Here is a 19,283-nt window from a genome sequence, read left to right as displayed (position 1 = left end):
GGATGAGATGAAGCAACTGCTCGCCAGTATTTTGATTCTCCTCTGCGTCTCCGGCTGTGCCGGGGTCAAGGACGCGGTGAACCCCTATGAGGAAAACTTCCGCTGCAAGGCCAAGGACAGTGAGGGCAAGTGCCTGGATACGCCGACCGCTTACAAGGAAGCCCGGCTTCCTGACGGTCAAGTGAGCGAGGCAGCATCAAACACCTCTCAAGTCGAGGCCCAGAACAGCCGTTACAAGGCGCTTGCCGATCTGTTGGAAGCACCGGAAACCCCGGTGCTCAACCCGCCGAAGATCCTACGGGTACTGCTGTTGCCCTACAAAGGAGAAAACAACGAACTGTTCATGACCCGGTACGCCTACCTGGAGATTGAACCCTCCCAGTGGGTGCTGACCGAGGTCAGCGAGAAGAATCCATGATTGCCCTGCTGGAAAAATTAGGCATTGGTCCTGGTGCATACCTCAAGCAGGCCGATCTTGAGCGGATGACCAGCCGGTCTCCGTTCTCGGCCTACCTGAACTATCTGGCCTATGACTACAACCTCGATGTCTACCTCAATCAGGATTGCAGTCTGGGTATGCTCTGGGAATGCACCCCGCTGACCTTTGCCGGTCCTAAGGCCCTGACCTCACTAGAGGGTTTGTTCCGGGCCGGCATGCCCAAGGGGAGCGTGCTCCAACTGATCCTCCATGCGGATACCCATATCGCCCCGATCCTCTCCAGTTACCGCGAAAGCAGAATGGTGACGGACATCATCGTCCGCACCAGCACGGATCAGATCGTCGATTTCATGGAGCAGGGACGGCGCGGCCTGGCTGCCTGTTCCAACATCCCGGTGCGCAACTTCCGTCTGTTCGTCGCGGTCAAGTTGCCCGGCGATATGCCTGAGGCGCCAAACCCCGAGGACTTCATCGACCGGGAGAGAGCCAAGCCCCTCCAGGACATCAAGCGGCAGCTCACCGAAACCCTCAAAGCCGCTTTGCTGTCCCCACGCTCCCTGCAGCCGGGTGACCTGCTTGAATGGGCGCGGCGGTTGTTCAACCATTATCCGGCTGAATATCCGGAGCACAACTTCACCAGCTACAACGACACCATCCCTCTGCGCAAACAGATATTGAATGCTGACACCGTGGTCCGGGAGGCGGGTGACCATCTCCAGGTGGGTGACAACTACTTCTGCTGCACCACCCCCAAAGTTATCCCCACCGAGGTCGATCCCTTGCAGACCAATACGCTCTTTGGCGGCATCTGGGGTTTGGTCTCGGACATGGATCAGATCAAGACCGGCTTCCTCTACACCCTCAACATCCTCTTTGAGCAGGGTCTGGAGACCAGGATCCATGCCAAGTGCAACCTGCTTTTGAATCAGCAGGCGGTCGGATCGCTTTCCCCTTTACTGCGGAGAAAGCAGGAAGAACATCTGGAAGCCACCGACGCCCTGGAGCACGGGGTCAAGTTCGTCCGCATCATCCCCATCCTCCTGGTCTGGGACCGGGATTTGGAAGGAGCCCGCGAGTCCTGCACCCGGGCCAGAAGGATCTGGGAGGATAACGGCTATGTCATGCAGCAGGATTCATTCATCCTCAAAATCCTCTTCCTCTCCGCTTTGCCCTTTGGGCTCTACACCACCGGCAGGAACGTCGACAACCTGGAGCGGGATTTCATTGCCCCGGTGCCTTCGGTGACCCCACTCTTGCCGGTCCAGGGTGACTTTGCCGGTACTGGTGGAGTGCCGAAGTTGATCTTCACCGGCCGCAAGGGCCAACTGGTCAGCCTGGATTTCTTTGCCAAGGGAGCGCCCAACCACAATACCGTCTGTTGCGCGACCACCGGATCGGGCAAGTCCTTTCTGGTCAACTTTCTGGCCTTCAACTACTACGCCTGCGGCTCCCTGGTGCGAATCATCGACATCGGCGGCTCGTACAAGAAAATCGCCAACATGCTCGGCGCCCGCTATCTCGACTTCCAGTCCGGAACCACGGTCTGCCTCAACCCCTTCACCTCCATCCAGGAACCGGAGGAGGAACTCAAGTCGGTCACCGCCGTCTTTGCCCAGATGGCCTACTCCAACTCCGATACCGACAAATGCGATGACACCGAGTTGAACATGATCCGCAATGCGGTCCGTTGGGCCTGGCAGCAGAAGGGACAAGGGGCTGATGCCGATACGGTCTATGCGTTTCTCGCCAAGTTCCCCGAAGTGCCGGCAGCGGATTTCGACTCCATGAGCGACAACCCGGCCCTGGCTGAAGTGGCCAGAAAGTTGGCCTTCAACATCCGCGAATTCACCAGTCACGGATTTCATGGCAAGTTTTTCACCGGTCCCTCCACCTTTGACATCCACCGCGATGCCTTTGTGATCCTTGAACTGGAAAACCTCAAGAGCCAGCCGGACCTCTACCGCGTGGTCACCCTGCTGGTGCTCAATGCGGTCACCCAGGATCTCTATCTCTCCGACCGGTCCCGGTCCCGATTGATCATCTTTGACGAGGCTTGGCAGTTTCTGGGCAAGGCCGCCATGCTCGGCCCGGTGATCAACGAGGGGTACCGGCGTGCCCGCAAATACAACGGTAGCTTCATGATCATCACCCAGTCGATCCTTGACCTCGACAGCTTCGGCGAGGTGGGCCGGGTGATCAACGGCAACTCGGCCTTCAAAATTTACCTCGAATCCTCGGATTTCGACCAGGCCCGCAAGCAGGGGCTGATCGAGTATGACGACTTCGTGCTCCAGTTGCTGAAAAGCGTCAAATCCAATCCGCCCAAATACTCGGAGGTCTTTTTCGATACCCCCTTTGGCCTGGGCGTGGCCCGGCTGGTGGTCAACGATTACGACTATTTCATCTACACCTCCAAGCCCGCCGAGATTGCCGCCATCGAGGCCATGGTCAAAAGCGGGCTCAGCTATCACGAAGCCATTTTGGAGATGATTGCCCGGAGGGAACAAGATGGACTCTAAACTTGTACCGATCCTTTGGATCATCACCTGTGCCACCCAGGTATTGGCAACCCATACCCGGCTGGAGCCTGTGGGACGAACCTATGCCATCGTCGAGCAGGACATCACCAAAGAGCTTCAGCAAAAGGCAACCGCGATTGACCTCGATGCCTTGTTCAACACCCATAATCGCTATCAACCAACCAATCTGCATACGCTGCCTCGGTCGTCAAATGACCGGGTGTTTACGGTCGACCTGACCCATACTCTCGACCATGACATCAAGGATAGCCAGGACAACCTGCTCTATCCCCAGGGTTTCAGCTTCAATCCCTTGCAGTATGCCGGGCTGAGCGGCGGGCTGGTGGCCATCGATGGCAGTGATCCGGAGCAGATCGAGTGGTTCAAGGGTTCCCCCTATTTTCAGAACCAGCGGGCCATCCTGCTGCTCTCCGGTGGGTATGCGGCCGAGGTGAAACAAGAACTGAAGCGTCCAGTCTACTACCTGACCCATGACATAGCCACCCGACTCCAACTCAAGGCCGTGCCTTCGGTGGTGATCGAGCAGGACAACAAGCTGACCGTTCGGGAGGTGCATCTTGCAGCGAAGCCTTAAAAGGATGCTGGTGGTCTGCCTCCTTTTTCTGGCCCCGTTCCCGGCCCATGGCAAAGACGGTGTACCATTCAATCCCATCACCGACATTCACTGGTCAGAGATTGATTTTACCATAGAGGGGGTATGCTTCTGCCCCAGAGCTTGGGGTGTCGAGGTTGGATTGATCGTCAGCTATTGGGAACCTTTCCTGCTCCTGGACACCTCCTCGGTTGCCTTCTATTCCGCCACCCTGGGAACCTCGGTTGGGGGGAGTATGACCGACGAGATCGGCGGCAAGAATAACAGCTCGGATGCTGTCAATCTGGCCAACGAGTCCACCTTTGCCCAGTCGCACGCCTTCCTTCTGCCCCTGATGCCATGGATCTGTGACCGCAGCGATTACGGTGCCTGGTGGAGTGAGTATGATCCCATATGGCAAAACGATGAACTGGCCGCCTTGCTCACTCCCGAGGTTTCTCTTTATGCCAACAAGGCCATGGTTATGGGGTGCATGGCTGATGCCACCGCCGCCAATGCCGGCTGGCCGCTGGATGCCATGCCCTGGTGTGTCGGTAGTGGCGGCTCTGCCTATCCGATGACCGGCCATGTCGATAATGACAACATCGTCCAGGCCAATGCCACCGCTGCTTACCGGATGCTCTACAAGCTTAATCGTATCGGCATGATCTGCGATCCCTCACCGGTCTGCGGCTGCATGTACACCCCGGTTTGGCTCAAGAGCCATTACAAGATGAACGTGGCCAGGCCCGGGATCCGGGATGTGTATCCCATCGGCCGGGCGACCTCCTCCTATGACTCCGGGCTCAACACGCCCTACATGGGCGCCTTGGGCTCCAATGACGAATTTCTCTGGGTGGTCTACCGCAAGCAACGGTGCTGCACATGCTGCGAGTGAGGTGGAAAACACAGGCTATTGCGTTAATGGCTTCGCTCATTTTTTCCAGCTCCATCGTCAAAGCAGATGAGCAGCAGGGCAATAGGGAAAAAGTGGAGAAGGTGCTTGAACAGGCTGGGAAGCTCCACGAGACAATTACTGTGCCTGAGAATAGCCACGCCCTGGAAGGACAGGAGGCAGCCCGGAAGACAATGGAAAAATTCCAATCACCTGGATTCCAAGAGAAATTGCGTTGCGAGATGGAAAGGATACAGGGCGGTAATCCAAAGCAGGAACAGGTGAAGACGATAAATAAGGACGGGGTTCTTGCTGTCCAGGAGTCAGTTTACCTCTTCCTTTCCAGTTCCATGCCCGAGCCGATGATGAATCGGTATTTGATTGATGTCAGCCGAACTGGCGAACAACGGATTGTGCCGGTCCTGTTTGGTCTGCCGCAAGGATTGGAAGGCAAGCGAGTCAATGCCGACTACATCAGCCGTGTGATGCAGGCTGATCCGGGTTGTCGGGATACCACCGAAGCGCCATGTCAGCGGCTGGCAGTCCCGCTCAAGGTCAACCCGGAGTTGTTTGCAAGGTACAACATCACCGAGGCGCCGGCCTTGGTCTATGACAACGGCCAGGACTCCTGGTCGATCCAGGGGGAGGAGGAGTTGGCCTACCTGCTGGAAAAGATCGGCAAGGCGGCGAACAATCCCACTTTGGACAACATCAGTGCCCGATTGCGAGGTGGTCAGTGAACGAACAAATGGAAGAACACCAAATGGCAAACACTGTCGCTCCCCCAGGTTACCTGGAGGTAATCGGCATTGTCCTGGTCATCGTTCTTGGGCTGCTCTTTGCCTACGACCGGTTCCTGGTCCCCAAGGTGAAGGTGGCGGACCTGAAAGGCTACCTGCTGGAACAAAAGACCTTGCTCGCTGCCGGGACCATCACCGAGGACCAGTGGAAACGAAATCTCGACACTCTTGAGCAGGTATTCAGAGAACAACCTTCTCACCAACTGATCATCCTCAAGGATGTGGTGCTGCATCATGACCCGGATACTGAAATCAAGCTCAAGTAGACCATGGTGGCGGTTGAACCTACGGGAACAGGCTGTAGCAATCGTCTTTCTCGCCTTCATCCTTGCCGGTGCCTGGTTGCCCGGCCGAGTGACCGTGGCCACCAGTGGTTCACTCGATCATCGGCTCTTTTTTCTGCTGCCTACACCCGCCAAGGTGGAGTTGGGCGATTACCTGGTTTTTCGTCACCGGGATCTCTCGCAGGTGCAGCTGGGGCTCCGTGCCGATCATGATCAGATGATCAAGAAGGTGGGTTGCCTGCCGGGTGAAGAAATGACTTTGGATGCAGCAAATCACTTTTTCTGCAATGGCCGGCTGCTGGGGCAGGCATTGGAAGCGGACAGCAAGGGCCGGCCTTTGCCCCTGTTTTCCTTCAACGGGCCGGTTCCAGCTGACAAGTTGTTCATGGTCGGCACCCATCCTCGCAGTTATGACAGTAAATATTATGGGTTCATTGATGTTCACGAGATCAGCCATCAGGCCCTACCGCTTTGGTAGCCTTGGGTTATGCCTGACATTGCTGGCCACGCCGGTTTGGTGCGGGACTTCCGCACCCTCGGCAACCGCCAGCTTTTACCAGGAGAGCAAGCACGGCTGGTTCTGGTATGAGGATCCGGCTCCAGCGGTCGAAGAGGAGCGGGAGATGCCGGTAACTGAGTCCAAGGCCTCCCCTCTATCTCGTGAGGTGTCCTTGGCCCAGTATTCCACGGAAACCCTGTGGAACATGCATCCGGATGATTTTCAGCAGTTGCTGAATGGCCTACAAAAGAAGGCGGTCCAATACCCGACCGAGCAGAACATCCTGGAATACCTCTCCATCCAGGACATTGCCCGGCGTAAGGCCCTGGCCTACGCCAATGCCACGCAGTACGTCACCCGGAAACGTTCAGACCTGTTCAACATCAGCCAGGTCTACCCCACCTCAAGCCCTGGAGCGGTCGCCAGGGTACAGATGCAGCAGGAGGAGATTGCCGGGACCATCCGCGAGGCCAGGGCAGATCATGCCCTGCTGTTCTTTGTCGCAGCCGGATGTGGTTTCTGCGAGAAGCAGGCGCAGATCCTGGCCTACTTCGTCGACAAGTACGGCTGGCAGGTCAAGCCGGTGGACATGGAACGTCAACCCAACCTGGCCCTGCGTTTCAACATCACCACCATGCCGACCTTGTTGCTGATCAGGCAGGACCGGGAGGCCTCGATGCCTATTGCCACCGGCGTGGCTACGCTCCCGGAGATCGAGCGCAATCTCTACCAGGCAATTCGCTCCATGCGGGGGGACACCTCCATGGAGTCGTTCACCACCTACGAATTCCAGAAAGGCAGTTCCCTGGACCCGACCTCAATCCTGAAGATCCAGACACCCTGGCAATCTAACGGCCCAATCAACCAGTCATCCATGAGGCCATCACCATGAGAACAGCATTCCTTTCCGCCATTGTTGCGGTGACCCTCTCCACCCAGGCGGCACAGGCCGGTTGGGTCGACGACTGGCTGGTGCAGCATGCCGGCAGCACTCCCAACTACTTCAGCGGCCAGCAGCGCGGCTACTACTCCGGCGGCAGTTTCTCCGGCCGCTGGCACAGCACCGCAGAATATCCGGTCACCGTGGAGGCGCCCCGGATCAAGAGCGGATGCGGCGGCATCGATGTGTTCATGGGCGGCTTCAGCTTCATGAACACCGATTACCTGGTCAACAAGCTCCAGGCCATCCTGGCGGGCGCCCCGGCGGTAGCCTTTGACCTGGCCCTGAAGACGCTTTGCGAGCAGTGCTCCAATACCATCAAGAACTTCGAGGCCCTGGCCGACAAGCTCAACTCCATGCAGTTGGATGAATGTTCCGCCTCCAAGGAGCTGGTGGGGATCGTGGCCAATGAAAACGGTTTTCACTCTTCCGAGGTGATGCGGGAGAAGCTCGGCACCGCCATCAAGGAGAACAAACTGGTCAGCGGCACCGCCGAGATGTGGGATATCCTCACCAAGCAGGATCGGGCCAACAACAATCAGCCCCAGTCGGCTGATGTGGCGGATGTGACCAGCGGCTGCAATGCCGACATGACCAACATCTTTCTTGCCGGTGGCTCGCTGCTCGCCAATGTCGGATCAAAGATGAGCATCCCCGCCAGCCATATCGATCTGATCCGAGGACTGGTGGGGGACGTGCAGTTGGAAGGCCCTGCCAATACCTACCGCATCTCTGCCATTCCCCCTTGCCCACAGAACAATCCGGATGACATCAAGGCCTTCACCGAAGGTGCGGTCTACATCAAGAGTACAACCGGCGCCTGTAGCCAGATCAGCGATGCCAACCGGGATCTGGTTGCCCATATCAGCACCACCCTGAACAGCATTGCCGACAAGGTGGAAACCAAGGGTACGCTCACCACCGGTGAGCAGACCTTTCTCGAATCCAACCCGCTCGCCACCCTGCCGATCCTCAAGACCGCAGTCGGCACCAGCACCAGAGCCACGATCATCCCCGGCCTGGCGGACATCACCGCCAAGGCCTACAGCCTGCAGATGCTCTCCGATCTCTATCTCCGAGGTGAATCGATTGCCGCCAAGGCCAAGGAGGTTTTGGAGAAGAAAGCCGGTCCCTCCACCGGCCAGGGGCCGGAGAAGTGTGCCGTTGTGCTCTTTGCCGAACATGCCGACCAGAGTATCACCGCCATGCTGGCCCGGATTCGCACCTTGAAAGAGGCAGCCAAGACCAGCTATGTCGCGGCCGCCAACGAAATGAATACCACGGTCGCCTATCTCAACCACATGCAGCGGATGGAGGTGCAGATGGCTGCCGAGATCACCCGGCGCTACGGCAAGGACCTGGCCGCGAGGATGCAGTTGTGATGAACAGGAAAAACATGACGAAGTGGGGCTTGTTCCCTCTGGCCTTGATAGCCATTATTCTCTCGGCAGAGCAGGCCCTGGCCTTGGATATGGAGTATTACACCTACGGTGGCTTCAATCCCATCGTTCAGGCCTTCAACCGCATTGCCCTGATCTTCAGTGATGCCAGTTATCAGGGCCTCATCTTTGTGATGACGGTCATCGGCATCATGGCCGGGGCAGCGGCCTGGATCGCCAGGGCTACCACCGGGGCCCGGATCATCCCGCTCACCTGGACCGTGCCGGTGGTGTTTGGGGCCATCGTCTATCTGGCTGTCTTCGTCCCCAAAGGCAACATTACTGTCTATGACCCGGTTCTCAACCGGTTCCAGACAGTGGGAGGAATCCCGGATGCCATCGTCTTCACCGCCGGCACCCTCAACCTGATCGAACGCGGGTTAGTCGACATCATCGATACCTCGGCGGCTCCGGATGCCGCCTATACCCAGACCGCCGGTGGCATTGGTTTCAAAACCCTGGAATCGGTCATGGGCTCTTCGCCCAAGGACAACTATGCCCGCACCTCCATGATCCGCTACGTCAAGGACTGCGTCACCTTCGAGCTGATGCGGCCTGGTACCACCCTGTCCCTGGATGATCTGCGCAATACCAGCACCGATTTTTTGGTCAATCTGGCCCAGGCGGTGAATCCTTCCGTGTTCACTGTCTACTACGATGCCGCGAGTCCGGCTGGCACCACCATGAGCTGCACCCAGGCCTGGAACAACCTCCAGCCTATCTATGCCACCGCCGCCAACTATACCGAGTCGATCCGCAAGGTGTGCAGCAAGAGTTATTACGATCCCAGCAGCGCCACCGAGCTGGCCACTTGCCGCAATCAAATTTCAAACACCCTCAACTTCACCACCGGCACAGCAGTGACCCCGGAGCGGATCATCCAGCAGCGGCAGATTGCCGAGATCCTCTACAACTTCTATTTCCAGGATGATGTCGAGACCTCCATGCTGATGGAGAGCGACCGCAAGATAACCACTTCCGGTTTGGGCATCGGCCTGACTATGAACGAATGGATCCCGATCATCCGGGCGGTGATGACCGCCATTGCCATCGGTGTGATTCCGTTTCTGGTCCTCTTTCTGCCCACTCCGTTTGTCGGCAAGGCATCCTCGGTGATGCTCGGGTTTTTTGTCTTCCTCTCCACCTGGGGCGTGACCGATGCGGTGATCCATGGCGCGGCCATGGACTATGCCGCCCGCAACTTCGAAGAGGTCCGGCAATCAAACCTCGGCGTCTATGCCATGGCAGCCCTGCCTTCGGTTGCCACCAAGATGCTGGCCATGTTCGGCGTCATCCGCTCCGCCGGCATCATGCTCGCCAGCCTCTTCTCGATGATGCTGATTCGCTTCGGCGGCCATGCCTTGGCCATGCTCGCCGGCAATCTGAGCGGCATGGTCCAAGGTGCCGGCAGTCATGCCGGCGCCTTGCTCACCCCGAGCGGGCTTTCTACCGCCATGAGTCAGCAAGCCAAGGCAGCCGGCCTGTTGGATGGGATGGCCGAGCATCGCTTTGCCAACCTGGCCGCCGCTGAGTCTTGGGGTCTGCACAAATCGGTAGGTGGCCATGCCGCCGCCATGAATGCCCGCAGAAGTCTGCAGCAGTCGGAGCAGATTCCGCCCATGACATCGCAAGGCGAGTTTGCCGCCATGATGGCCTCGGCCAACCAGAGTGTCGGCACCACCACCGGACCGGTCTCAATCTCCACCGGCCCTGACGGAGCCGCGACCCGGATGCGGTCTGAATCGGTCAACCCGGACGGTTCTTCCAGCGTCGTCACCCTTGGCCCAGGTGGCACGGGCATCCAGGAGGACATCCTCGCCACCGGCAAGGCCTCCTATGCCGTGAGTAATGATGGCAGCAGCACGACCACCCAGGCCTCGGTTCATGGCCTTGACCCGGTCAAGGTTGGGGCCATGGCAGTGCAACAGAAGGTGTCGGGCGCCGCCAAGACCCTGGGCAGTGACAGCAACTGGGGGATGTTCTGGCAGCAGGTGCAGAGGGACAGTCTGTCCGGCGGGGAGAACAGAAGTTTCTCCGACACGCTCAACAACTCTCTCAGTAACAGTTGGAAACGGGCATTTAATGATCAGTCGAGTTTCATCCACTCACTGGATGAAATACAAAGGACTCAACTGCAAGGCATGTTAGGCGCAGGAGGTAGGATAACCGGCGCCAGCTTGGGCGCAAATGGCCAATTATCAGTCGTGGGTGGTGATGGAGAACGAGTGAGCTTTAACATTTCCGAAGACACGGCCAAAGCCTTTTCCAGGGACGAGGCTAAAGTCCGATCTGAAGCTGTCGCGCAAACATTCAACAATGCTCGTGGATTTGATTACCTAGCCAACGTGGCCAAACGCATCGGTGCCACAGAGGCCTATTCCATCATTGACGAAGCTCGGTCAATCAGCAGATCACAGGAGTCCTATGGTACAGACCTGACCACGGCCCTGGTGAAGAATTACGCCCGAGAGCGCTATGGTGAGGAAAATCCGGAGACGATCCGAAAAACCATTAGCGATTTCAACAGCTATGTCACGCAACACGGTGCAGCCGGGGTCAATAATATGCGTGACATTGTCAGTGGCTTTGTCAGCGGGCACGGATACGGCTGGGGCAGTACCCAATCAGAGGTGCAAGGAACCATCCACAACACCCGGAATCGGATCCATGACCAAGGGTTGATGAAAGGCTTTGTCGATCAAGCGGCTGTATCAGTTCGTTCCAACGCCGCTGGAATCACCGAGGGGAGTCTTCAGCCTCCCGAAAGTCCCCTCCCGTTACAGAAACCGGACGGGACGCGAACCATAACCGGTGCTGATAACCTGCGGAGTGTCAATCGGCACGAGGAATCGGGGCAAGGTCGAATCCGAACCGATGCCAAAGGGATGGCCACTGAGGGGATCGGCAAAGTGTTCAAAGGGGTGGTGGATAGTCAGGGAAACCGACCGACTTCTGAAGGGTACTTTCAGGCGCCACCTGAAAATAAATTAGCTCCGGGTGAAGGCAAACCCGGAACTGTGGTGGAAATTCATAAAAGAAAATAGGTCGATACGGGATGTGGAGTATGCCAGAAAAAATTATTTATCATCCCAATGGTAAATATTCCCCTGGTACATGCGCCAACTGGGGCAAAACTCCGGTTCTTCCTTGATATGTGACAATTCTTCCATGTCTTTACAAGGCTGCCAAGAGTTCACGATTTTTGCCATCAACCCGCTTGCGGAAAAAGGCCGCACCGGCACCGACTCATCCATCAATCGGCCACAAGATTGGCACATCGCACTGTCTTCGGACTCATACCCGCAGTGGGGGCAGATGGTAGTCCAATTGGTCTCATCAGGCATGGTTGTTCTCCGGTGTGCTGGTTTGCAGGATGATCAGTTCCGGCTTGTGGATGAGAGAATACGTTTCAGGTTAACCCTTATCATGTTTCCGAAAAAAGTCAAACCATAGGAAATAACCTTGCAAGTGACAGATACGAGGATTGAGGTGGTTCAAGAAGAACGAGAGCCTTTTGCATTGTTTCCAATCCTGGCCGGTTTTCTGTTCTTCCTCGCGTTGAGTTGCACTCTATCGTCCACCGCTGAGGCAACCGTTGCGGCCTACATGGATGTTCAAGGGAACCTCCATTATATGCGGGGCAAGAGCAGTCGAACGAACAAGAAGATTGCAATCAACCGACGGATAGCACGATCAACAAAAGATCCAACCTCTCAAACAATCAACGCATTCATCCAAGCAGCCGCCAACGAACACGGGGTTGATCCCTTGCTGATCAAGGCAATCATCAAAGCTGAATCGAATTTTGACCCCACCGCCGTGTCGCCCAAGGGCGCCCAGGGGTTAATGCAACTCATGCCGGCAACTGCCAGGGATCTCCAAGTCGCCGATCCTTTTGACCCTCAAGACAATATTACCGGCGGTGCCAAATATCTGCGTTTCCTGCTCGACAGCTATGAAGGGGATGTGGAATTAAGTCTGGCGGCGTACAATGCTGGCCCAGGCAATGTCAAAAACGCGATCCCAAATTTCCCCGAAACCAGGACCTACGTTGCCAAGGTTCTGGATAATTATCAGTCCTACCGAACCATCTGGTGAACCGCAAAACACCCTTCATGCTCAACGGGATGAAGGACGTTAATGTACACCGCTCATAAACCGCCTTCTTCTGTTCCTGCTGAACGATCCTTCCGTATTCATGCTCCTGCCGAACTGTTGACGATCTGCTCGAAACGCTCGATACTGGCGAGCACCGAGTCGAGCGACGGGATCTCGCCGAAAATCATCCCCGACATCGCGGTGTAATCTTTGCCAAGCGCATCCCGCATTGCCGGACTGGGAGCCAGCGTAAAGGTTCCGTGTGCAGCCGTGTCGAGACCCAAATCCGCACTGCCGAAGAACAACCGCGCGTGATGAGCGCAGTCAATTGCCAGAGTGTGGTCGGCCAGCCATTCGGTCGCCGCTGCCGCTTGGATCAGTTGATGCACGTCATAGTAATGACGTGAAACGCGTTGTCCGCCATGCCGCAATTGGTTGCGACGATCATGCCACTGCCGCAGACCATGAAGGATGATGACCTTGTCCCAGAAGGTTCGCTCAGGCTTGACGGTGGTGATGTTTGCCACCTGTAGATTCAGGCCGGATACATCCTCTGCAACATAAGGGTGGATCGTGGTTGCGATGTGTGGGTCGAGCGCTGACTTTGCGCCGGATTCGATTTTGACGGCGGAACGGATATAATCGCCGACAGAAGCCGTGACGGCAGGGTACCAAAAGAGGAGTGTCTGGCCGTCTTTGTCTTCAGGGTCGATCTCCAGACGATATCGCGCAGTTGGGATGATTGATGCGGCAAGTTGGTTGAACTGTTCGAATAACGGCCCCGCAATGTACCTTTGACAAGCCATGCGAATGGCGTCGAGGCGTGCGCGGCGCTTCTTGCCGCTTAGGGCATCCAGTTCGGCGACATCGGCCTTCTGACCCAGGTCGTCGCGAAACACCGTGATGTCGATGTCTTCGGAAAAACGGGAGATCAAACCGAAGGCTTTGGAGAGCGAGGTGCCGCCCTTGAACAGCAGGCGGGGACCGCCGGCTGCCAACCCGTTGAACAGTGCATCCAGGGTCCAGCAAACCCAAAAGTCCTTTTCGATATTCTGGACTGCGGTACCGAGTCGGGCAGCAGTGCTGAGAAACAAGTCACGCCGCTCGGCGTCACTGGCAGCGATGACGGCTTGGAAGTCTGGATTCAATGGTTGGTCTCCACTTATTTAGCCGTACGACGATCAACCGTCGGACGCTTCACCCCACGATAGGCTTGCGGTGGCTTGGTCACTGCGGCTTGAGGGGCGCAGCCAGGTAGTTCTCGAATCACGTTTTGCATCCACGACGGCAGCATGTTGAAACCATCGAGCAGGTCCTGGCGGATTGCAGAGCCGTGGGTTGGATCTGTCAGCACGTTGGTCAATCGGCTGAGGATACGGGCGCGATCAGAAATGAGCGTGTCTTTCAACCAATGGAGGGCCTGCACGACACGCATGGCGGGACGCCCTGCCCAGAAGAGGCGACTGGGCGCCGTCTGCTTGAACTCGATGCTCAGGTTGTCGAGTTGAATGGAGCGGCGACGGGCATCGGTATGGAGAATGACGCGAGCCGGTACGGCATCGGTCAGCCCAAGATCGTTGGCTGCGGTCATGCCGTCTACCAGCAAGCGGAGTTGATCCCTGCGAGCGATGGCCTCCACCACGGCGCGGTAGTCGGGACTGGTGGGCCGCTTGGTCAAGCTGTTGAGCTTGGGCCGATCATAGAGGCCCCTATCTATACGGCGCAACTCACCCGCCAGCACCATGCGCTGCAGGGTTTTGTCGATGACGTTGCGGTTGCCAAGCTGCGCGAAGTCGGCCGGCACCCAGACATACCCGGGTCCGGCTGCGTCGATCTGTGCCAAGATACTTGATTTGAGGTCGGACATGGAGATCTCCTTTGTCCGATATTTGTACATCCTTTTCGGACAAATGCCAAGGTTTCCTTGTCCGAAAATTGTAGCTTAATTTCGGACTCTCGATTATTCCATACCCTTTCCGCTAATCGCTAGACGACTGTCAGCCGTTGTTTCTCTCGTTGAGCCATCAGGCGTTCATTGCCTCCAGATAAGGACGCATCACATTGCTCACCCGGCAGGCCTTGGCAAACCGCCAAAGAGTATCAGCCTCGCATCGACCGTTTCTCAAGCAATCTTTCAACGCTTCAAGGGCCACATCCAGGCCAATCTTGTTGCGATATTTGAAGCAATCAGCCACCGTTTTCGCTGGTTGGTATATTGCCACCGGGATTCCATCGATGATGTGGCTATTGATTCCTTCAATCAGTGCGGGGCCGGAAAAACGAACGAAGCGAATCGGCAAAGTCTTGTTCACCGGCAAACGTGTTTTGCGGTCAATCGCCATCCAAATCTCATGGGGCGCCTGTGTGGTGAGATTGTGGAACCGCAGAGCGGAAAACAGACAGATAACTCCTTTCGGTACCATTTTGATTGCTTCCGCCAGGGAATGATGCTCGGAAACCTGGGCGTCAGGCAGCCGATACAGCCCACGTGCCACTTTTTTCACCAAGCCCCTTTGGTAGAGTCGCAGCAGGGTAATCCGTGGAATTCCCAATTCGTCAAGATCAACAGGCCGCAAAACCGTTCTAGTCTTGAGGAGCTGTAGAATTTTTTGAGATTTACCTTGCACCTATCCTCCTCTTTAGATATCGCTAAATGCGATTTTTCATCATGCAGCAACCTTATAAATGTTTTAATATGTAGGCATTTATAAAAATATGACGACATATTATAACGTTTGTCGGCAAATTCAAGAAAAATAGAGAAGACCTCTTTGGCCAAGACAAAAAGGCAACACGGTAAAAATAATCTTTGCTATCAATAAATTGATAGCGATGGTCCGAATATAGAGCAACAGGTAGACATAGATTGCTGCAGGATCAAAATAAGCATGAGAAATAGCATTTTTGCATGATTTCAATCGTCATGGAATTAGAAGATGGCATTGTTGATTTACATGGTCGGCAGCCATGCTTGATGATCATAGAATGGAGAGTGGCATGACGACTGCTGAGCTCTTATCAGCATTGGCGCGTGAGTACCCCAATGGCGTATCGTTTGATCCAATGGCGGTACGGCTATTGAGGCAAAAAATACCTTTTGAAAATTGGCAGATCGGGGAGTTAAAAGCCGCGATGTTCCAGCTGGAAAGCGGCCTGTGGTTTTCCCGTGAGATGATTTCCGACGATGACTCTCATTTAAAGCTCGAAGGGCAGGCGATAGAATGGCTAATGGAGCACGGTTGCTTATCTGTCGAACGGTTGAGTGAAGATTTTTGTGGCGTCCTCCCCCGTATTGGCGCACCGGAAGTTTGCGCTGCCTTTCTACGACACTTAGGATTCACGGTATCAGCATGGGGAAAGGGACGCTATTTCTGTTTTCCACCGCAGTCCAACCTAGATGAAAGTCTGGCGGCAATCTCGGAAAGGATTGCCGGATTGCTTGAAGAGGCGGAAGGCACGTTGACCTTTCATGAAATCAAACAAGCTATGCCGCACCTGACCGCTGAAGCGTTGGAGAGCATCCGCGCGCAATTCCTGTTGGAAGTCCATGCGACGGAAGTCGGGGGGGTGCCTTGCTGGTGCAGTACGGAGGCGATCCACCTGCCGGAGGATTTTTCGGGAAAACTGACAACCATTGCCGATACGCTGGTTGCGCTGGAAGAGAGAGTGTCTGTTGCAAATCTGGAATTCGCGTTGAATTTGCTCTACCGTATTCGTTTCCGCGAGGAATACGCCCTGACGGATAACGTGGTTTTCATTCGCGTCTGCGCGAAATACTATCAGGGCAGGAACAATGTTTTTCCGAATACGAAGAAACCCCGCGCAAAAGCAAACGACTGGTCCGTGTCGGGCAAGCGTGTGCGTAGTCCGAACACGCGCTTCAGCAACCTGGGTTTGCCGATTGGCGCAAAACTGGTCTTTACAAAGGACTGTCATATCACTTGCACCGTACTGGATAACTCCAATCAAGTGGAATACGGGGGCAAGGCATGGGCTATTTCGGCGTTGGCGACGCATTTGTTAAGCGGATCTGCTGCAAACGGTTTTGTGTGTTTTAGCTACGAAGGCGAAATATTGTGGGATCGACGGTTGCGATTGGAACGGGAGGACAAACAGGACGAATCTCTCGCAGAAAAGCTACCGATGCCCGCTGAAGCACAGGAGACAGGAAACGGAATCATCGGCTTGGATGGGCGGTCGTTATCGCCAGCAACTTGGCGGGCGTTCAGAAGTGCTGGCACTAATCCGCGTGTCTCGGAGTGGGCGGCACGCGTCGAAAAAGGAGAAAGAGTGGAACAGATTGCAAGGGAATCGGGATATGCTGTGTCCACAATGAAAAACATGATTTCGAACTACCGCTTATATTTCAAAGTTTGCCAACTGAACGGCATCATGCCGGAGTTCTGCTCGAATGTATAGCTACGAGTGGGACGGGCGTACGCGCGGGTACCATCTGACGACGCAGACAGGGAAATTCGTGGCAAGCGAAATCCGTCCGGTCTTCGCGGAGGAACTGGCGCACACTGGGTTAGAAGCACGGTTGGCATTCGATCCGAAAGAGCGGCGTCCCCTCCTCTGGGCGAAGCAGAACGTATATCTATATCGCGGCGAAGAAATCGCGAAATTCAATAAGACAGACTACGGCAAGCCGCTGGACATCGAATGGAAGGGTTCGTTGTGCGTGTACGATGGCTCTCAGGAAGGTGCGGAAACACGAAGAAAAGAGAAGCTGGTTCCGGTTGATGTCGAAGCGATGGTGGCAAAGAACCGTGGCATCATGATCGCACTGGTGGCGGATACACTCAAGCGTATTAAGGAAATGTACGACGCCTACGCGGGAAAATGCGATGCGGTCTATATCGGCTTCAGCGGCGGTAAGGACTCGGTGGTGCTGCTCGACCTTTGCCACAAGGTCCTACCGTTGGACGTGCCGGTTGTTTTCAGCGATACGGATATGGAACTCCCGGATACCTACAGCGTCTGGGAAGAAATCCAAAGTCGCTACAAAGGCCGCCCGTTTTTGAAGGTCTCTGCCAAGATTCCCGCATTGGAAACCTGGCGACTCTTTGGTCCTCCTTCGCAAGCGTTGCGTTGGTGCTGTTCCGTCCACAAGAGCACTCCCGCAATCTTAGCACTCAAGAAAAGGCTCGGGAAAAGCTCCATCAAAACGATGGCATTTGTCGGGGTGCGAGGCGAGGAGAGTCAACGGCGTTCAGGATACGCTGATATCGGGGATGGTTTGAAAAGCAAGTCGCAGGTGAATGCCATGCCGATTCTAGCTTGGTCCTCGCATGAACTGTGGCTTTACATTTTTGAGCATGATCTCGTTCTGAACGAAGCCTACCGAAAAGGGCTGGCTCGTGTCGGCTGCCTGATGTGTCCGATGTCAAACGACCGTCAAAATGATCTGATACAAATGAATTATCCTGAGGCGGTCGCGCCGTTTGCTGACGCGGTGCGCGATACGATTGACCGTGAGTTTTCTTCTGAGGAGGACGCAGATGCGTTCGTTTACGAAGGCGGTTGGTATGCGCGAAAAAGCGGCGTGTCCTTAAAGCAGGTTATTGCGACACCCGGCGTGGAACGCAAGAGAGATCGCGTGATTTGTGAATTCCCACTCGAAGCAAAACCGGCATTGAGGGAATGGCTTAAAGCGATTAGGAAAATCGAAGGCGCTGAGTTGTCGTTTCTTGAGGACGGTCAGAGAGGTTTGCTTCAATGTGTCTGGACAAACGGAAAACCCGACAAGGCAGTTTTCAAGTGGCTAGCATACGCCGTTCACAAGGCTATTGCTTGCACGGGATGTGATGCTTGCGAGGCGGAATGTCCAGCAGGCGCGTTGCGGTTTGAGAAAGACACCCGTAGCGGCAGTGTGAAAGTTTCAATTGATGAAGCAACGTGCGTCCATTGCATGAGGTGCTATGCGCCCAGCGATGGCTGTTGGCGGTATTACTCAAAACGATACGCAGGAGCAACGACAATGAACATCAGCGGTATCAATAAGTACATAAGTTTTGGATTGAAACCGGAATGGATTGAAATTTTGGCAAACGAGGCCGCGAATTTCCGTCAGACAACTACGCTGGGCAACCGGATGGTTCCATCTGCCGTGACATGGTTCCGTGAAGCGGGATTGATTGAAGATTCAACGAATATAACAACAACGCCACTTTTGGGAGTAGGCAAGAGGCGCGGTTTCAGCGACCTGCTGTTTTGGCAGTTGTTGTGGGCCCGTCTGGCAAATACTTCCCCACTTGTTAAATGGTATGTCTGCAATACGGATTTTGAAACCGGATATGCGATGAAGCAGATTGATGAAATGCTCGCGCAATCCGTTGGATCGGCATCGGTGAGGAAGGGTGCGTTGTCGTCTCTTTGCCAACTGATCAAGGCTTCTCCGCTTTGTGAAGGAGATAGGGCGTTGATTGAAACTAAAATGAAAGGCAGAGTCGTTGAAAAACTCACGCGGCATTCGCATGCGATAGATCCGCTGGTAGTTCTTTACGGGCTTTATGTGATGACGGAGAAGGCTGGGCGTGGTGCGTTCACAGTGCGGCAGATGATGGCGGCGGAGTTCGACGGGGAGGCTGTGTCACCGCTGTCGGCGTTCGGTATCCCGCCGGAAGAGTTCAAGAAGCAGTGCATGGGGCTGGCGACGATGTATCCTGACTTAATCGCGTGCAGCTTCACGCTGGGGCTGGATGAGGTTCGGTTGTTCCCTGAAACGAAGACTCGGGATGACGTAGTTGAATTGATTTCTCAGAAGTAGCCTGCAGGG

At 55.4% G+C, this 19,283-nt stretch carries 17 protein-coding genes; 13 read left to right on the top strand and 4 right to left on the bottom strand.

What is annotated here, in order from left to right; all coding sequences use genetic code 11:
- Nucleotides 1-7 precede the first annotated feature (7 nt).
- The 10 genes from RCH93_RS14550 to RCH93_RS14505 are packed head-to-tail and all read left to right on the top strand — an operon-like array spanning nucleotide 8 to nucleotide 11,451.
- The gene (locus RCH93_RS14550) at nucleotides 8-418 is read left to right on the top strand and encodes a TraV family lipoprotein (RefSeq protein WP_306549141.1); all 411 of its coding nucleotides are present in this window, start codon (nucleotides 8-10) and stop codon (nucleotides 416-418) included.
- Nucleotides 415-2,958, top strand: coding sequence for a TraC family protein (locus RCH93_RS14545; RefSeq protein ID WP_306549140.1), 2,544 nt, complete (start codon nucleotides 415-417; stop codon nucleotides 2,956-2,958). Before RCH93_RS14550 ends, RCH93_RS14545 begins: the two co-directional genes overlap by 4 nt.
- Nucleotides 2,948-3,553, top strand: coding sequence for a hypothetical protein (locus tag RCH93_RS14540; protein ID WP_306549139.1), 606 nt, complete (start codon nucleotides 2,948-2,950; stop codon nucleotides 3,551-3,553). Before RCH93_RS14545 ends, RCH93_RS14540 begins: the two co-directional genes overlap by 11 nt.
- Nucleotides 3,537-4,448 (top strand): TraU family protein, encoded by a 912-nt coding sequence (locus tag RCH93_RS14535; protein WP_306549138.1) that lies wholly within the window; start codon nucleotides 3,537-3,539, stop codon nucleotides 4,446-4,448. Before RCH93_RS14540 ends, RCH93_RS14535 begins: the two co-directional genes overlap by 17 nt.
- A 26-nt stretch (nucleotides 4,449-4,474) precedes the next feature.
- Complete coding sequence (locus RCH93_RS14530) at nucleotides 4,475-5,185, top strand: TrbC family F-type conjugative pilus assembly protein (protein WP_306549137.1); 711 nt, start codon at nucleotides 4,475-4,477, stop codon at nucleotides 5,183-5,185.
- Between the two features lie 23 nt (nucleotides 5,186-5,208).
- On the top strand, nucleotides 5,209-5,511 hold the full coding sequence (locus RCH93_RS14525) for a hypothetical protein (RefSeq protein WP_306549136.1): 303 nt from the start codon (nucleotides 5,209-5,211) through the stop codon (nucleotides 5,509-5,511).
- Entirely contained in the window at nucleotides 5,480-6,007 is a 528-nt protein-coding gene (locus tag RCH93_RS14520) for a S26 family signal peptidase (RefSeq protein WP_306549135.1), read from the top strand. Before RCH93_RS14525 ends, RCH93_RS14520 begins: the two co-directional genes overlap by 32 nt.
- Complete coding sequence (locus tag RCH93_RS14515; RefSeq protein WP_306549134.1) at nucleotides 5,967-6,920, top strand: conjugal transfer protein TraF; 954 nt, start codon at nucleotides 5,967-5,969, stop codon at nucleotides 6,918-6,920. Before RCH93_RS14520 ends, RCH93_RS14515 begins: the two co-directional genes overlap by 41 nt.
- Nucleotides 6,917-8,350, top strand: a complete 1,434-nt coding sequence (locus tag RCH93_RS14510) for a conjugal transfer protein TraH (protein ID WP_306549133.1) — start codon at nucleotides 6,917-6,919, stop codon at nucleotides 8,348-8,350. The genes RCH93_RS14515 and RCH93_RS14510 overlap by 4 nt, the downstream gene beginning before the upstream one ends.
- Nucleotides 8,351-8,364: 14 nt before the next feature.
- A complete protein-coding gene (locus RCH93_RS14505; RefSeq protein ID WP_306549132.1) occupies nucleotides 8,365-11,451 on the top strand; it encodes a conjugal transfer protein TraG N-terminal domain-containing protein in 3,087 nt (1,028 codons plus the stop codon).
- Between the two features lie 33 nt (nucleotides 11,452-11,484).
- Here RCH93_RS14505 and RCH93_RS14500 read toward each other — a convergent pair whose 3' ends face one another.
- Nucleotides 11,485-11,751 (bottom strand): hypothetical protein, encoded by a 267-nt coding sequence (locus tag RCH93_RS14500; protein ID WP_306549131.1) that lies wholly within the window; start codon nucleotides 11,749-11,751, stop codon nucleotides 11,485-11,487.
- 124 nt (nucleotides 11,752-11,875) lie between these two features.
- Here RCH93_RS14500 and RCH93_RS14495 point away from each other — a divergent pair, with 124 nt between their 5' ends.
- Nucleotides 11,876-12,505, top strand: a complete 630-nt coding sequence (locus RCH93_RS14495; RefSeq protein ID WP_306549157.1) for a lytic transglycosylase domain-containing protein — start codon at nucleotides 11,876-11,878, stop codon at nucleotides 12,503-12,505.
- Between the two features lie 98 nt (nucleotides 12,506-12,603).
- Here the strand turns inward: RCH93_RS14495 and RCH93_RS14490 are convergent, their stop codons facing one another.
- The 3 genes from RCH93_RS14490 to RCH93_RS14480 form a co-directional block, all read right to left on the bottom strand.
- Nucleotides 12,604-13,653, bottom strand: a complete 1,050-nt coding sequence (locus RCH93_RS14490; RefSeq protein WP_306549130.1) for a nucleotidyl transferase AbiEii/AbiGii toxin family protein — start codon at nucleotides 13,651-13,653, stop codon at nucleotides 12,604-12,606.
- A gap of 14 nt (nucleotides 13,654-13,667) precedes the next feature.
- Complete coding sequence (locus tag RCH93_RS14485; RefSeq protein WP_306549129.1) at nucleotides 13,668-14,372, bottom strand: DUF6088 family protein; 705 nt, start codon at nucleotides 14,370-14,372, stop codon at nucleotides 13,668-13,670.
- Between the two features lie 157 nt (nucleotides 14,373-14,529).
- Nucleotides 14,530-15,132 carry a type IV toxin-antitoxin system AbiEi family antitoxin domain-containing protein gene (locus tag RCH93_RS14480; RefSeq protein WP_306549128.1) on the bottom strand — a complete coding sequence of 201 codons (603 nt, stop codon included), beginning with the start codon at nucleotides 15,130-15,132 and terminating at the stop codon, nucleotides 14,530-14,532.
- Nucleotides 15,133-15,502: 370 nt separating this feature from the next.
- On the opposite strand from RCH93_RS14480, the gene RCH93_RS14475 reads away from it, so the two are divergent.
- Together RCH93_RS14475 and RCH93_RS14470 are read left to right on the top strand one after the other, a co-directional pair.
- Nucleotides 15,503-16,924: a hypothetical protein gene (locus RCH93_RS14475; protein ID WP_306549127.1), complete on the top strand. Its 1,422-nt coding sequence runs from the start codon at nucleotides 15,503-15,505 to the stop codon at nucleotides 16,922-16,924.
- Nucleotides 16,917-19,274, top strand: a complete 2,358-nt coding sequence (locus RCH93_RS14470) for a phosphoadenosine phosphosulfate reductase family protein (RefSeq protein WP_306549126.1) — start codon at nucleotides 16,917-16,919, stop codon at nucleotides 19,272-19,274. Before RCH93_RS14475 ends, RCH93_RS14470 begins: the two co-directional genes overlap by 8 nt.
- Nucleotides 19,275-19,283 lie beyond the last annotated feature (9 nt).

Source organism: Desulfobulbus sp., from assembly GCF_030824455.1.
Classification (GTDB): Bacteria; Desulfobacterota; Desulfobulbia; order Desulfobulbales; family Desulfobulbaceae; genus Desulfobulbus.
This window is presented reverse-complemented; position numbering and strand designations above follow the sequence as displayed.

Excerpts from the sequence above, each read along its gene's own strand:
- RCH93_RS14500 (WP_306549131.1), bottom strand. The coding sequence starts at position 11,751 with ATGCCTGATGAGACCAATTGGACTACCATCTGCCCCCACTGCGGGTAT.
- RCH93_RS14505 (WP_306549132.1), top strand. The coding sequence starts at position 8,365 with ATGACGAAGTGGGGCTTGTTCCCTCTGGCCTTGATAGCCATTATTCTC.
- RCH93_RS14530 (WP_306549137.1), top strand. The coding sequence starts at position 4,475 with ATGGCTTCGCTCATTTTTTCCAGCTCCATCGTCAAAGCAGATGAGCAG.
- RCH93_RS14475 (WP_306549127.1), top strand. The coding sequence starts at position 15,503 with ATGACGACTGCTGAGCTCTTATCAGCATTGGCGCGTGAGTACCCCAAT.
- RCH93_RS14485 (WP_306549129.1), bottom strand. The coding sequence starts at position 14,372 with ATGTCCGACCTCAAATCAAGTATCTTGGCACAGATCGACGCAGCCGGA.
- RCH93_RS14515 (WP_306549134.1), top strand. The coding sequence starts at position 5,967 with ATGTTCACGAGATCAGCCATCAGGCCCTACCGCTTTGGTAGCCTTGGG.
- RCH93_RS14525 (WP_306549136.1), top strand. The coding sequence starts at position 5,209 with ATGGCAAACACTGTCGCTCCCCCAGGTTACCTGGAGGTAATCGGCATT.
- RCH93_RS14520 (WP_306549135.1), top strand. The coding sequence starts at position 5,480 with ATGACCCGGATACTGAAATCAAGCTCAAGTAGACCATGGTGGCGGTTG.
- RCH93_RS14510 (WP_306549133.1), top strand. The coding sequence starts at position 6,917 with ATGAGAACAGCATTCCTTTCCGCCATTGTTGCGGTGACCCTCTCCACC.
- RCH93_RS14545 (WP_306549140.1), top strand. The coding sequence starts at position 415 with ATGATTGCCCTGCTGGAAAAATTAGGCATTGGTCCTGGTGCATACCTC.
- RCH93_RS14550 (WP_306549141.1), top strand. The coding sequence starts at position 8 with ATGAAGCAACTGCTCGCCAGTATTTTGATTCTCCTCTGCGTCTCCGGC.
- RCH93_RS14540 (WP_306549139.1), top strand. The coding sequence starts at position 2,948 with ATGGACTCTAAACTTGTACCGATCCTTTGGATCATCACCTGTGCCACC.
- RCH93_RS14470 (WP_306549126.1), top strand. The coding sequence starts at position 16,917 with ATGTATAGCTACGAGTGGGACGGGCGTACGCGCGGGTACCATCTGACG.